Source organism: Enterobacter cloacae complex sp. P15RS, assembly GCF_014895905.1.
Taxonomy (GTDB): domain Bacteria; phylum Pseudomonadota; class Gammaproteobacteria; order Enterobacterales; family Enterobacteriaceae; genus Enterobacter; species Enterobacter quasihormaechei.
This window is the reverse complement of record NZ_JADBQL010000002.1, coordinates 81,548-95,362: the sequence shown is the minus strand read 5'-3', so window position 1 is coordinate 95,362 and position 13,815 is coordinate 81,548. Positions and strand designations below refer to the sequence as shown.

Sequence of the window (13,815 nt, the reverse complement as noted above, 5' to 3'; positions counted from 1 at the left end):
AGGCTAAGAAATGACAAAATTAACGCCAGAATATACGGCTGTAGATTTATCAAGTTGGGCAAGGAAAGAGCATTTTGAAGTCTTTCAGAGCTTTGCTCAATGCACGATTAACCAAACGGTTCAGCTGGATATTACGGCGCTGCTGAAACATATCAAACAGGTTGGCTGGAAATTTTATCCTTCGATTATTTCTATTATTGCCACAGTCGTTAACCGCCATTCTGAGTTCCGTATGGCTATGAAGGATAATGAACTTGTAATATGGAAGGAGGTGCATCCAAGCTATACCCTTTTCCATAAAGAAACGGAGACGTTTTCATCGTTGTGGAGTCACTTCGACGGGAATATTCATCACTTTCAGAACGTTTATGCAGAAGACGTTTCTCGCTATGGTGATAATCTTGCCTACTGGCCTAAGGAAGAGTCCCGGGAAAATATATTCTTCATATCGGATATTCCATGGGCGAGCTTTACCAGTTTTAATATCAACGTGGCTAACATGCAGAACTTTTTTGCACCCATGTTCACCTTTGGAAAATACTATAACCAGGATGGAAAAGTCTTGTTGCCTTTCGCCGTTCAGGTCCATCACTCCGTGTGCGATGGTTTCCACCTGGCAAGGCTGATCAATGAGTTGCAAGAGTTATGTGATAATTTACCGCGCCATTCCGAAGCGCTCACCGTGTGATGCACGTGTTTTTAACCTACGCCTGACGAGGGGAATTGATGGAACCGAATTTTACGCCAGAACAGATTGAAATGATTAACGGCATTGTTTTCGAGCAGATCGACATCATGCATGAGAAAGTTGCTGAAATAATTGCAGAGACAGAGACGGTTGCGCATCAACGCCTGAAGGATAACGGAATCACTATGACAGATTTCTGTCCCGCGAATAAACATTTCCTGATGATGACCCTTGTACAAAATCTTATAGATAAAGTGCACGGGGGTGATATGGCTTTGGCCCAAAAAATGTTAACCATTGAAGCAAAAAGGCTGAACGTTAGCGTAAATGTTGAGGCGGACAAATCGAGATAACAGGCCCTTCTCATGGTGACGCTGGATGAATTAAAGGCAAAATATCCAGCGCGACGTTCTGTAAGCCGATAATATTAAAGCCGTGAGCCGTTTCCAGCTCACGGTGGCAGGACAAGTGATGGGGATTCTGACGATCAGGCCGCTTTAACGGCACGGATTTTTTTACTGCCATCCGCATCCGCCGCTGTTTTATCCGTTGCAGCATCGCGCTCGGGAAGCTTGCTGGTACGCAGGATATGCTGAACAGCTTCTTTCTGCTCGGCGAGATACAGCCCAAGGTTCTCCGCCTGCGTTTCATCCAATTGCATTTCGCTTTGCAACAGCCAGTCGGTGAACGCTTCTGCCATATCGAGCAGTTTGTCGTGAGCGTCAGCCTCTTTCTTACTGGCAAATGTCATTTTCTCTTCACCCTTTCTTACGACAACAAATTTTGTTTCAACAGCCATTTTGCGCCTCCGGTACTGTAATTATATACAGTATAGCAGTTGCGACGTGGTGTTGCAGCAAAAATGTGCGAAACTGGCTAGCACAACGGATGTGCAAGCCAGGCGCTGTTATCGGTACAGCGTTTTTTCTGCAATCGGGATCAGCAAAGTGGACTGCCAGTCTGCCAGGGTCAGTTGAGCCAGTTTACCCAGCGCCGCGTAGAAAGGATGGGCCGCGTTTTCAACGAATACGGTCAGGAAACGCGTGCTCCACGGCAGCAGATGCCAGGCCAGAAGCTGGTCGCGTTCTGTGTCGCGACCGTTCTCGGCAAGCCACGCCGCCAGCAGCAGCAGCGTGCCGAAGTGATCTTCCGGCTCATTCTGCTGCATTTCAAAGGCGATATTGTTTTCACGCATCCACTGACGCAACGCGAGGGTCGAATCGCCAAACAGCACGGACTCGCGATCGAGCCAGACGGAGCCCCACGGAGGAGCGGGCAGGGCATATGGGCCAATAAACAGACGCTGCCACGCGTGCTTCAACGCTTCGTCCGACGGGGCTTTAAACGCAGCGGCGACGGGCAGCAGGCTTTCTTCCGGCAGCGGCCAGTCCTGCACCCAGTCACCGGCGGTCAGGGCGCTCACCAGCGGCGCAGTCTGTTCGCTGTCCGGGGCAAAATAAAACAGCGCGCCCAGTACCCGGGCGCTGAACGCGAACGATTCGCGATGTGAGACGTCATTCATTACAACTTTCCTTACTTGCGCGCGGGCGGTCCCGCGCGCCTGTGTTAACCTGCAATCACTAACCCTGCGGTCATATGCAGACCATAAAATAGCCCACGGCCAATAAGTTCACCCAGCGCCACCAGCACAAAACCTGTCAACAGACCGAGCGTTTTCGGCTCCTGACGCCGAATCAGCGGGCAGATCCAGCAGCCTAAGCCCGCCGTCAGCAGCGCGATGCGCCAGACCTGAAGCGAACCATAATCCGGCAGCAGGGCGCTGGCCTGCTGAATGGAACTCTGGATCGTCGCCAGCGCATTGCTTTGCAACACGACGACCGCCACGCAGACGAGCAGCGCCAGCACGCTGACGGAGGCGGCAACGGTACCTTTATATGTCACGTTTGCAACCCGCAGCAGCAGCGCGGCCAGCAGCGGACCAGCAAGCGCCATCGTCAGGAAGAAGGCCAGCGTGGTGTAGCCCGTATACCAGGTCGGAACGGTATCAATCTGATAGACCCGGGTCATCGCCCAGACAAAAACGACCCCCAGGAGTTGACTGACCACCAGCCAGATTTTGCCTAAAGCAGGGGGCATTTTACCGATAACCGATACCAGCCACCAGAAACCGCCCACGGCAAAGAAGATCGAACCCGCTGCGATCTCATTACTCAGCGCTGACGCTCCCACGCGGTTAAGCAAGTTGAAGGCGCGCAGCGGGGAGCCGAGGTGCAGTACCGAGGCCATAAACCCAATACCCATCACTACCCAGAGAAAAAACATGCTGCGCACGATGCGCCGTTTAGCCGCTTCCTCTTTTTCATTCAGCCAGGCGAAACCCATCACGATTAGCGCGCCGGCCACGCACTGCCCGAAAACGGTGAAGATTACCAGCGGCCATTCATGCCATCCACTTCCCATCTCACACCTCCTTCGGGTTTGCCAGGTAGCCGGTGGTGTCACCCGTCGGACGGCTGTTGGCGTTAGGTTTGATCACAATACTCGGCTTCGTGAAGTGTGCAGACGGCAGCGGCGCGACGGCAGCAAGCTGGCCGTGTTTTTTGCGCAGATCCTCAATCGGGCCAAAGTCCAGCGCGCGCAGCGGGCAGGACTCGACGCAGATGGGCTTTTTGCCGTCCGCGACGCGGCTGTGGCAGCCGTCGCACTTGGTCATATGGCCTTTGGCGGCGTTGTACTGCGGTGCGCCGTACGGGCAGGCCATGTGGCAGTAGCGACAGCCGATGCAGACGTCCTCGTCCACCACCACAAAGCCGTCGTCGCGCTTGTGCATTGCCCCGCTCGGACAGACCTTGGTACAGGCCGGATCTTCGCAGTGGTTGCAGGCAATCGACAGGTAATAGGCAAAGACATTCTGATGCCAGACGCCGTTATCCTCCTGCCAGTCGCCGCCCGCGTATTCATAAATACGACGGAAGCTGACGTCCGGGGTCAGGTCTTTGTAATCCTTGCAGGCCAGCTCGCAGGTTTTGCACCCGGTGCAACGGCTGGAATCAATAAAAAATCCATACTGGGTTGTCATTGTCTATTCCTTATGCCTTCTCGATCTGCACCAGGTTCGTGTGCTGCGGGTTGCCTTTCGCCAGCGGTGACGGGCGGTGCGTGGTCAGGGTGTTGATGCAAGACCCGCGATCGACGCGATCGCCGTTCATGTTGGCATCGTGCCAGGCGCCCTGGCCCATCGCACTCACGCCGGGCATGATGCGCGGCGTGACTTTGGCGGCAATGCGCACTTCGCCGCGGTCGTTAAACACGCGCACCATGTCCCCGTTTTTAATGCCGCGCTTCCCGGCGTCCACGGGGTTAAGCCACACCTCCTGGCGACAGGCGGCCTGGAGTACATCCACGTTGCCGTAGCTGGAGTGGGTGCGGGCTTTAAAGTGGAAGCCGAACAGTTGCAGCGGGAATTTACTGCGCTCGGGCGCGTCCCAGCCTTCGAAAGTTGAGGTATAAACCGGCAGCGGGGTAATGGTTTCGTCTTTTTGCAGCTCCCAGGTTGCCGCAATATCCGCCAGCTTGCTGGAGTAGATTTCGATTTTCCCCGACGGGGTTTTGAGTGGATTGGCGTCCGGATCGTCACGGAATTTTTTATAGGCCACAAAGTGTCCATTCGGATCTTTGCGCTTATAAATACCCATTTTCTTCAGCGCGTCGTAGGACGGCAGTTGGGGATCTCTGGCGACCATTTTGGCGTACAGATAATGCAGCCACTGCTCCTGCGAACGGCCTTCGGTGAATTTCTGATGGATATCCGGTCCGAGGCGTTTCGCCACTTCGCTCATGATCCAGTAGATGGGCTTGCGCTCGAACTTCGGGGCGGTAACCGGCTGGAGGAAAATCAGGTAGCCCATGTTGCCGGCGTAATCGTTGGGGATGATATCTTCCTGCTCAACGGTCATCAGGTCCGGCAGAACAATATCGGCATACTTCGCGGACGAGGTCATGAAGTTGTCGATGACGACGATCGTTTCGCACTTACTCTCATCCTGCAAAATGTCGTGGGTTTTGTTGATATCGGAGTGCTGGTTGATGAGGGTGTTACCCGCGTAGTTCCAGATAAACTTGATCGGCACATCGAGCTTATCCTTGCCGCGCACGCCGTCGCGCAGGGCGGTCATCTCCGGGCCACGGACAATGGCATCCGTCCAGCTAAAGCAGGAGATTTGCGTTTTCACCGGATTCTCCGGTAGCGGCATGCGTTCGATGGTGATGGTGTAGGTCGATTCGCGCGCGCCGCTGTTGCCGCCGCTAATGCCGACGTTGCCGGTCAGGATCGGCAGCATGGCGATGGCGCGGGAGGTTTGCTCCCCGTTGGCCTGACGCTGCGGGCCCCAGCCCTGGCAAATGTAGGCCGGTTTCGCCGAACCGATTTCACGGGCCAGCTTAATAATGCGATCGGCGGGGATGCCCGTAATGCGCGACGCCCACTCCGGAGTTTTCGCGGTTTTGTCATCACCCTGGCCGAGAATATAGGCTTTGTAATGACCATTAGCAGGTGCGCCTTCCGGCAGGGTTTTTTCGTCATAACCCACGCAGTATTTATCGAGGAAAGGCTGATCGACGAGGTTTTCAGTAATCAGCACCCACGCAATACCCGCCACCAGCGCGGCATCGGTGCCCGGACGAATGGGGATCCACTCGTCTTCACGCCCTGCGGCGGTGTCGGTGTAGCGCGGATCGATAACGATCATCCGCGCGTTAGAGCGTTCGCGTGCCTGTTCGAGGTAGTAGGTTATCCCGCCGCCGCTCATGCGCGTTTCCGCCGGATTATTGCCGAACATCACCACCAGTTTGGTGTTTTCAATATCCGAGGTGCTGTTGCCGTCGTTGCTGCCGTATGTGTAGGGCATGGCGCAGGCGATCTGCGCGGTGCTGTAGGTGCCGTAGTGGCTAAGGAAGCCGCCGTAGCAGTTCATCAGGCGCGCTACCAGGGAGGCGTAAGGGGAGGAGCGGGTGATATTTCCGCCTACGATCCCTGAGGAGTAATTAATGTAGACCGCTTCGTTGCCGTATTTTTCGACCACGCCTTTCAGGCTGGCGGCGATGGTGTCCAGCGCTTCTTCCCAGGTGATACGCTCAAACTTACCTTCTCCGCGTTTGCCCACGCGTTTCATCGGATAGTTCAGACGGTCAGGATGGTTAATACGACGGCGGATAGAACGACCGCGCAGGCAGGCGCGAACCTGATGGTTGCCGTAAATATCCTCGCCGGTGTTATCCGTTTCAACCCAATAAACTTCGTCATCGCGTACGTGCAGACGCAGCGCGCAGCGGCTCCCGCAGTTCACCGAGCAGGCGCCCCAAACGACTTTGTCTTCCGCGGGCTGCACGGCGGTTTGCACTGCGGCGGCGGCGCTTTTCAAACCGAAAGGTAATGCGATCCCACCGGCGGCAAGCGCCAGCGATCCTATGGCAGTGGATTTAACCAGAGCTCGACGGCTTATCCCGCCGTGATGTTCAACTTCGGACATGACTCACCCCATCATTGGTAATAATTATTTTCACCCGTGACTACAACTGGGCTAATGATGGGGGGAGTGTTACTTATTTGGAGGTATTAAATATTAATCCTCGTCAAATCAGGGGAATTGAGTGGCAAAATCATTGCGGCTCAGTAGGCGCATTCTCCTGCGTTCCCGCCCCGCTTACCGGGTAATTGCCGCTGCTGGTACGGGTGTACAGAATTTTGAAGGTATCGTTGGCACAATGCCCAACGACCTGCGCATCCGGCTGATCGGCCTGATCGTTCGGAACGATGTTCAGGGTAAAGCCAGACTCCGGCACGCCGTTGTTGATAATCTTCTGCTGAATGTCGCTTTTCACGTGCTCGCAGGAGTCCGGGGCCGCAAGAATCGCAGGTGAAGCACTCATTAACAGCAGGGCGGTAATCCAGGGTAACCGTTTCATCTGTAGCTCCTTTTCACTGTGTAGATAATAAGCATAGCAGGATTAGGGTAAGCTTTTGTTTTAGTGTGTCTCTTTCTGAATTGTCCTGGAGCCCTGCCTGCTTCATAAAATAAATTGCGAATACTGCTGCTGATTGTCTACCAGATAAGCAGGCAGGTTGCGTTTTGATACCTCTTGCTTGACCAGTTTTCGGTCTCGTCCCCAGATATCCTCAGCGTTGCTGATAACCTTCATGATATGTTCCGGGTTATTAAATTCCGGCAGATCGTATTCGGTGTGAGAAATGGTAGACATTTTTTCGGAAATTCTTTCTGGGGTCATTACCCATGAGAAATGCCAGCCGCCATCTTTCACAATCTTATTATTGATTTTTAACCAGTTCCATTTAAACCATGACCAGTTTTTATCTTTGCGGGCACGCTTCCAGTTTCTGAAAGATTCAGGCTCACCGTGGAAGAAATGCTTCAGGTTGTAATAGGACGTCGCGCGGGGCAACGTACATTTTCTCGGCGTGCCATCCGTGTTGTGAACCTGTAGATTAAACTGATAGTTGAATACGTTTTGATGAATAGTCGTGCAGAGCGCGCGAGGATTAATGGCCCTGACCGTGTCGGGAGAGAAAATTTCGTCAACGTCTGACACCAGAATCAGGTCGTTGTCTGCCGCGTCTTTTAATCCGTTCATAATGGAGTTGCGAAGCGCTGCTTCATTTGCCCAGGCATCAACCTGGGTATTGTCTGCACTGTTTAAAATAGGCTGCGCGTCAAAAGGCACGTAAATAATTTTGTCTTTGAATTTGGCAAACTTAGTCATATCGAAATGCAACTTTCGCGGTATGCCCGTAAAAGAGTGTGTTGCTTCAACTATGACAAAACGGTCAACGACATCAGCGAGCGTATGTAATCTGATGTCGAGCAACATATCTTCGTCATAGTACAAAAAACAGTCGTAAATCATGATGTTAACCCGAAATTTATTAATCTGATTTTATAATTGTGTGGAATCTTGCGCGCTCAAAGTAGCCACTTTGACAAGGCTCGTCAATGCAAATGAGGGATTCACACAGCGCAAAGAGGCAGATGAAGTGCTGTTATGTAAGTTCCTGTATTTGCTAATATGATTGTATCTCTCTCTGAACGGTAAATGATGTGAAGAAATACGCAGCGATAACGCTACTGGCAACGGTACTGGTGGGATGCGACAACAACACCGCGCCGCTGTCATTTACGCCGGAGATGGCGAGTTTTTCAAACGAGTTTGACTTTGATCCTCTTCGCGGCCCGGTGAAAGATTTTACCCAGACGCTGTTCAACGACAAAGGTGAAGTCTCCAAACGCGTGACCGGCACGATGTCGACGGAAGGGTGTTTCGATACGCTTGAACTGCACGATCTGGAGGCTAACACGGGCGTTGCGCTGGTGCTGGATGCGAACTACTACGTCGATGCTGAAACCCAGCAGCAGAAGGTGAAGTTGCAGGGGAAATGTCAGCTGGCGGAACTGCCATCGGCCGGGGTGACGTGGGACACCGACGATAACGGGTTTGTGGTTGCCGCGCACAGCAAAGAGATGGAAGTAAAGTATCAGTATGACGCTGACGGCTACCCGCTGGGTAAAACCACGGTGTCCGGCAACCAGCGTTTATCGGTCCAGGCAACGCCGTCGAAAGATCTGCACAAGCGTATGGATTATACGGCGGTAAGCCTGTTGAACGATAAACCGATGGGCAATGTAAAGCAGAGTTGCGAGTACGATCGCCACAACAACCCGGTGAGCTGTGAACTGGCGATCGTCGACGACAGCGTCAAACCTGCCGTTGAGCGCAAGTACACCATCAAAAACAGCATTGAATATTATTGAGAATAAAACCGCGCAGGTTACTGCGCGGTCGGTTTAAGCAGGCTGGCAGAGGAGGACTTATGTCCGGCCAGATGCTGATGCTGGAAAATGCACATGCGGATGGTGTTACGGTATTCGCCGTTAATAAAGAACTCATGGATCAGTTCACCTTCTACCATAAAGCCCAGCTTACGGTAGATATGAATCGCTTTTTCGTTCTCTTTATCGACGATCAGGTAAAGCTTGTAGAGATTCAGGACGTTAAATCCGTAATCCATCGCCAGCTTTGCCGCCCGCGAAGCAAGACCTTTCCCCTGGTGTTCCGGTGAAATAATGATCTGAAATTCCGCCCGACGGTGGACGTGGTTGATCTCAACCAGTTCAACCAGCCCGGCTTTTTCACCTTCGCACTCCACCACAAACCGGCGTTCGCTCTGGTCGTGGATATGCTTGTCATAAAGATCGGACAGCTCAACAAAGGCCTCGTAAGGCTCTTCAAACCAGTAGCGCATCACGCTGGCATTGTTGTCGAGCTGGTGAACAAAGCGTAAATCTTCGCGCTCCAGCGGACGGAGCTTCACGTCACACAGCCTCGACATTACGGTGCTACCGTGCGGCCAGTACGACGATCCAGGCAGCGCAGGGTGTTAGGCTCCCAGTAAGCGTTGACGTTGGCACTTTGCTGGCACTTATCGCGCGCGTCAAACGCCACATCCTCTTTATCCCACTCTTTTTCAGCGCGTTTATTCACTTTCTGACGCAGGCTGCGGGTGTCATTCCATTGTTCTTTGTCCATGGCGGCGTTCTGACGGCTTTGCGCGCTGTCACCAGACTCAATGATGAGCTTGCTGGTTTCGGCTGATGCCGTTGCGGCAAAGGCGAACGAGGACAGCGCCAGTGCGGCTGTCAGACAAAGGCGTTTGCTTAATGTAGTCATAGCGTTTCCTTTAAACGGGTGCAGAAAATCGGATTACCCCGTTGGATTCTACACCAATCCGAAAGGGTGTCATACCCGCGCCGCAGGTATGGGAACGATGAGAGCATTATCGCGTATGATATCTAAATCAATCCTCACGAAACGAGAAAAATGTTCAAAACGACGCTGCTTTTTTTCGCGACCGCGCTGTGTGAAATCATCGGATGCTTTTTGCCGTGGCTCTGGCTGAAGCGGGGCGCTTCCGCACTGCTGCTGATCCCTGCCGGAGTGGCGCTGGCCCTTTTCGTCTGGCTGCTAACCCTGCATCCGGCCGCCAGCGGGCGGGTTTACGCGGCCTACGGCGGGGTGTACGTCTGTACCGCGCTGCTGTGGCTGCGCATTGTCGATGGCGTCAGGCTAAGCCTGTACGACTGGGCTGGCGCAGTGGTTGCCCTGTGCGGCATGTTGATCATCGTGGCCGGCTGGGGACGCGCATAAGCGTCCTTATAATGTGATCGTCCGCTGATTTTATGATCATTATACTTGTATGGTAGTAGTGTAGTTGCGTAAATTTCCTGCATCACAACGAAGATGTAAGGAAATGGATTATGAAGATTGTCGGGGCTGAAGTATTTGTCACCTGCCCGGGGCGTAACTTTGTCACCCTTAAAATCACGACCGATCAGGGCATTGTCGGCCTGGGTGATGCCACGCTGAACGGACGTGAACTTTCCGTTGCCTCCTACCTGAAAGATCACCTTTGCCCACAGCTGATTGGCCGCGATGCGCACCGCATCGAAGATATCTGGCAATTCTTTTATAAAGGGGCCTACTGGCGCCGTGGTCCGGTCACCATGTCCGCGATTTCCGCCGTGGATATGGCGCTGTGGGACATCAAAGCGAAAGCCGCGAACATGCCGCTCTACCAGCTGCTGGGTGGCGCATCCCGCGAAGGGGTGATGGTCTATTGTCACACCACCGGGCACACCATTGATGACGTGCTGGAAGACTACGCCCGCCATAAAGAGATGGGTTTTAAGGCCATCCGCGTGCAGTGCGGCGTGCCGGGGATGAAAACCACCTATGGTATGTCTAAAGGAAAAGGGCTGGCGTATGAGCCTGCAACCAAAGGCGACTGGCCAGACGAGCAGCTGTGGTCCACCGAGAAATATCTCGATTTCACGCCAAAACTGTTTGATGCCGTGCGTAGCCAGTTTGGCTTCAACGAACATCTCCTCCACGACATGCACCACCGTTTGACGCCAATCGAAGCGGCGCGGTTCGGCAAGAGTATTGAAGAGTTCCGCATGTTCTGGATGGAAGATCCGACTCCCGCTGAAAACCAGGAATGTTTCCGCCTTATCCGCCAACACACCGTCACGCCGATTGCCGTGGGTGAGGTGTTTAACAGCATCTGGGACTGCAAGCAGCTGATTGAAGAGCAGCTCATTGACTATATCCGCACCACCATAACCCACGCGGGCGGTATCACCGGGATGCGTCGTATTGCGGATTTTGCCTCACTCTATCAGGTGCGTACCGGTTCACACGGCCCGTCGGATCTGTCGCCGATTTGCCACGCCGCGGCGCTGCATTTTGACCTGTGGGTACCGAATTTCGGCGTGCAGGAGTATATGGGGTACTCAGAGCAGATGCTGGAAGTGTTCCCGCACAGCTGGCGCTTTGATAACGGCTATATGCACCCGGGTGACAAGCCAGGGCTGGGCATCGAGTTCGACGAGAAGCTGGCGGCGAAATACCCGTACGATCCGGCCTATCTGCCGGTGGCCCGCCTGGAAGACGGCACCCTATGGAACTGGTAAACGAGGAGCGAATGATGAAAAGCGTAGTGATCCAACAGCCCAATGCGCTGGTGATTGAAGAGCGTCCCCTCCCGTTGCCGGGCGCAGGGGAAGTCCGCGTCAAAATCAGGCTGGCCGGGATCTGTGGTTCTGACAGCCATATCTATCGCGGGCATAACCCGTTTGCGAAATATCCGCGCGTCATTGGTCACGAATTCTTTGGCGAAATAGACGCGATTGGCGAAGGCGTGGAAAGCTCCCGGCTGGGCCAGCGCGTCTCGGTTGATCCGGTGATCAGCTGCGGGCACTGCTACCCGTGTTCCGTCGGAAAACCGAACGTGTGCACCTCGCTGGTGGTGCTGGGCGTCCATCGCGACGGTGGCTTCAGCGAATACGCCGTTGTGCCGGCAAAAAACGCCTGGCACATTCCGGCTGCGATCCCAGACAAACACGCGGTGATGGTTGAGCCCTTCACCATTGCCGCTAACGTCACGGGGCAGGCGAAACCCACCGAACAGGACGTGGCGCTGATCTACGGTGCAGGCCCAATGGGGCTCGTCACCGTGCAGGCGCTGAAGGGCGTTTACAAGGTGAAGCAGGTCATCGTGGTGGATCGTATTGATGAGCGGCTGGCGATGGCGCAGCGCAGCGGTGCAGACTGGGTCTTCAACAACGGAGAGCAATCGCTACAGGCCGCGCTGGATGAAAAAGGGATCAAGCCGACGTTGATCATCGATGCTGCCTGTCATCCCTCCATTTTGCAGGAAGCGATTATGCTGGCTTCCCCGGCGGCACGCATCGTGCTGATGGGCTTCTCCAGCGACCCGAGCCAGATCGTGCAGCAGGGGATCACCGGCAAAGAGCTGTCAATTTTCTCGTCGCGCCTGAATGCCAACAAATTCCCGGTCGTTATCGACTGGCTGGAAAAAGGGCTGATCGACCCTGAAAAACTGGTCACCCACACATTTGACTATCACCACGTTACAGACGCCATCGAACTGTTTGAAAAAGATCAGCGGCAGTGCTGCAAAGTCTTGCTCACGTTCGACCAATAAAAATCACGCGGTTAAGAGCCTGCGAAGACAGGCTCTAAGTGGTACGCATCTTACCTTTCAGAGATAGCCATTATGACTCAAGCACAACCTCAAAGAAGTACGTCAGACCTGGTGAAGGCCGCCGTATCTGGCTGGCTGGGCACCGCCCTGGAGTTTATGGATTTCCAGCTCTACTCCCTTGGCGCCGCGCTGGTGTTCCATGAAATCTTCTTCCCTGAACAGTCTGCGGCCATGGCGCTGATCCTGGCGATGGGGACCTACGGCGCTGGCTACATCGCGCGTATCGTCGGGGCATTTATCTTCGGCAGAATGGGGGACAGAATTGGCCGTAAAAAGGTGCTGTTTATCACCATCACCATGATGGGGATCTGCACCACCTTAATTGGCGTATTGCCAACCTACGCACAGATCGGGATTTTCGCACCGGTGCTGCTGGTGACGCTGCGTATTATTCAGGGGCTGGGCGCGGGGGCGGAAATCTCCGGCGCAGGGACCATGCTGGCGGAGTACGCGCCGAAGGGGAAACGCGGCATCATCTCCTCGCTGGTCGCCATGGGAACCAACTGCGGAACGCTGAGCGCCACGGCGATCTGGGCCGTCATGTTCTTTGCCCTCGATCGTGAAGAGCTTATTGCCTGGGGCTGGCGCGTGCCGTTCCTCGCCAGCGTCGTGGTGATGATCTTCGCCATCTGGCTGCGTATGAACCTTAAAGAGAGTCCGGTGTTTGAGAAGGTTAACGACGCCGAAACCGTTGCGCCGGCGGCGGCGCAGGATACCTCATTAGGCGCGATGTTTAAGAGCAAATCGTTCTGGCTGGCGACGGGGCTGCGCTTTGGTCAGGCCGGGAACTCAGGTCTGATTCAGACGTTTCTTGCCGGGTATCTGGTGCAGACGCTGTTGTTTGATAAGGCGATCCCAACCGATGCGCTGATGATCAGTTCGATTCTCGGCTTCCTCACCATCCCGCTGCTGGGCTGGCTGTCCGATAAAGTGGGGCGCCGTCTGCCGTATATCCTCCTTAATATTTCAGCCATCATACTGGCTTATCCGATGCTGTCGATCATCGTCGATAAAAGTTACGCGCCGGGCGTGATCATGCTCTCTATCATCGTTATTCATAACTTTGCGGTGCTCGGGCTGTTTGCGCTGGAAAACATCACCATGGCAGAGATGTTTGGTTCGCGGAACCGCTTTACCCGCATGGCGATCTCGAAAGAGGCGGGTGGGCTGGTGGCCGTAGGCTTTGGTCCGGTGCTGGCGGGGATCTTCTGCAACATGACCGGGTCCTGGTGGCCGATTGTGGCGATGCTGGTGGCGTACTCGCTGATTGGGTTGCTCTCCGCTTTGCTGATGCCGGAAGTGCGCGATCGCGATCTGAGTGAAGCGGAAGATGCGGCAGAAGCGTCTCATAAGGGGTCGGTAGCCTACGGCGCGCTCTCTTCCCGTCGCTAATGGTTTACATCTTGCGCTACCTGTCACACAACTTTTATCTGATGTCACACCACATGGCGAAAAGTTAATGTAAATCAAGATCTGAAAACGACGTATCAGTATGGTTAATGGCAGCGTTTTTTGACTCCGGCTGCCATTC

The 13,815-nt window shown here is 54.2% G+C and carries 16 protein-coding genes; 7 read left to right on the top strand and 9 right to left on the bottom strand.

Annotation, left to right across the window (positions count from 1 at the left end):
• The first annotated feature begins 10 nt into the window (after nucleotides 1-10).
• Both catA and IM267_RS01150 read left to right on the top strand, forming a co-directional pair.
• Entirely contained in the window at nucleotides 11-688 is a 678-nt protein-coding gene (catA, locus tag IM267_RS01155) for a type A chloramphenicol O-acetyltransferase (RefSeq protein ID WP_063866832.1), read from the top strand.
• A 38-nt stretch (nucleotides 689-726) separates the two neighbouring features.
• Nucleotides 727-1,041, top strand: a complete 315-nt coding sequence (locus IM267_RS01150; protein ID WP_063866831.1) for a hypothetical protein — start codon at nucleotides 727-729, stop codon at nucleotides 1,039-1,041.
• Between the two features lie 134 nt (nucleotides 1,042-1,175).
• On the opposite strand, the gene IM267_RS01145 is transcribed toward IM267_RS01150, so the two are convergent.
• The 7 genes from IM267_RS01145 to IM267_RS01115 form a co-directional block, all read right to left on the bottom strand.
• A complete protein-coding gene (locus tag IM267_RS01145; protein ID WP_193032514.1) occupies nucleotides 1,176-1,487 on the bottom strand; it encodes a YebG family protein in 312 nt (103 codons plus the stop codon).
• A 108-nt stretch (nucleotides 1,488-1,595) separates the two neighbouring features.
• On the bottom strand, nucleotides 1,596-2,210 hold the full coding sequence (dmsD, locus tag IM267_RS01140; RefSeq protein ID WP_193032513.1) for a Tat proofreading chaperone DmsD: 615 nt from the start codon (nucleotides 2,208-2,210) through the stop codon (nucleotides 1,596-1,598).
• 44 nt (nucleotides 2,211-2,254) lie between these two features.
• Nucleotides 2,255-3,109 (bottom strand): dimethyl sulfoxide reductase anchor subunit family protein, encoded by an 855-nt coding sequence (locus IM267_RS01135; RefSeq protein ID WP_193032512.1) that lies wholly within the window; start codon nucleotides 3,107-3,109, stop codon nucleotides 2,255-2,257.
• A gap of 1 nt (nucleotide 3,110) precedes the next feature.
• The gene (locus IM267_RS01130; protein ID WP_193032511.1) at nucleotides 3,111-3,728 is read right to left on the bottom strand and encodes a DMSO/selenate family reductase complex B subunit; all 618 of its coding nucleotides are present in this window, start codon (nucleotides 3,726-3,728) and stop codon (nucleotides 3,111-3,113) included.
• A gap of 10 nt (nucleotides 3,729-3,738) precedes the next feature.
• Nucleotides 3,739-6,177, bottom strand: coding sequence for a selenate/tellurate reductase subunit YnfE (gene ynfE, locus IM267_RS01125; protein WP_193032510.1), 2,439 nt, complete (start codon nucleotides 6,175-6,177; stop codon nucleotides 3,739-3,741).
• A 130-nt stretch (nucleotides 6,178-6,307) separates the two neighbouring features.
• A complete protein-coding gene (locus IM267_RS01120; RefSeq protein ID WP_193032509.1) occupies nucleotides 6,308-6,613 on the bottom strand; it encodes a DUF1161 domain-containing protein in 306 nt (101 codons plus the stop codon).
• 102 nt (nucleotides 6,614-6,715) lie between these two features.
• Complete coding sequence (locus IM267_RS01115; RefSeq protein WP_193032508.1) at nucleotides 6,716-7,570, bottom strand: benzoate transporter; 855 nt, start codon at nucleotides 7,568-7,570, stop codon at nucleotides 6,716-6,718.
• Between the two features lie 191 nt (nucleotides 7,571-7,761).
• On the opposite strand from IM267_RS01115, the gene IM267_RS01110 reads away from it, so the two are divergent.
• Nucleotides 7,762-8,472, top strand: a complete 711-nt coding sequence (locus IM267_RS01110) for a YnfC family lipoprotein (RefSeq protein ID WP_193032507.1) — start codon at nucleotides 7,762-7,764, stop codon at nucleotides 8,470-8,472.
• A 17-nt stretch (nucleotides 8,473-8,489) separates the two neighbouring features.
• Here IM267_RS01110 and speG read toward each other — a convergent pair whose 3' ends face one another.
• Nucleotides 8,490-9,050 carry a spermidine N1-acetyltransferase gene (gene speG, locus IM267_RS01105; RefSeq protein WP_063451460.1) on the bottom strand — a complete coding sequence of 187 codons (561 nt, stop codon included), beginning with the start codon at nucleotides 9,048-9,050 and terminating at the stop codon, nucleotides 8,490-8,492.
• A complete protein-coding gene (locus IM267_RS01100) occupies nucleotides 9,050-9,388 on the bottom strand; it encodes a DUF1283 family protein (RefSeq protein WP_063451459.1) in 339 nt (112 codons plus the stop codon). The genes speG and IM267_RS01100 overlap by 1 nt, the downstream gene beginning before the upstream one ends.
• A 150-nt stretch (nucleotides 9,389-9,538) precedes the next feature.
• On the opposite strand from IM267_RS01100, the gene IM267_RS01095 reads away from it, so the two are divergent.
• The 4 genes from IM267_RS01095 (at nucleotide 9,539) to IM267_RS01080 (ending at nucleotide 13,676) form a co-directional block, all read left to right on the top strand.
• Nucleotides 9,539-9,865, top strand: coding sequence for a YnfA family protein (locus IM267_RS01095; RefSeq protein ID WP_063451458.1), 327 nt, complete (start codon nucleotides 9,539-9,541; stop codon nucleotides 9,863-9,865).
• A 110-nt stretch (nucleotides 9,866-9,975) separates the two neighbouring features.
• Complete coding sequence (gene manD, locus IM267_RS01090) at nucleotides 9,976-11,190, top strand: D-mannonate dehydratase ManD (protein WP_193032506.1); 1,215 nt, start codon at nucleotides 9,976-9,978, stop codon at nucleotides 11,188-11,190.
• A gap of 14 nt (nucleotides 11,191-11,204) precedes the next feature.
• A complete protein-coding gene (locus tag IM267_RS01085; RefSeq protein ID WP_193032540.1) occupies nucleotides 11,205-12,224 on the top strand; it encodes a Zn-dependent oxidoreductase in 1,020 nt (339 codons plus the stop codon).
• Nucleotides 12,225-12,296: 72 nt separating this feature from the next.
• Entirely contained in the window at nucleotides 12,297-13,676 is a 1,380-nt protein-coding gene (locus IM267_RS01080) for an MFS transporter (protein WP_063866821.1), read from the top strand.
• Nucleotides 13,677-13,815 lie beyond the last annotated feature (139 nt).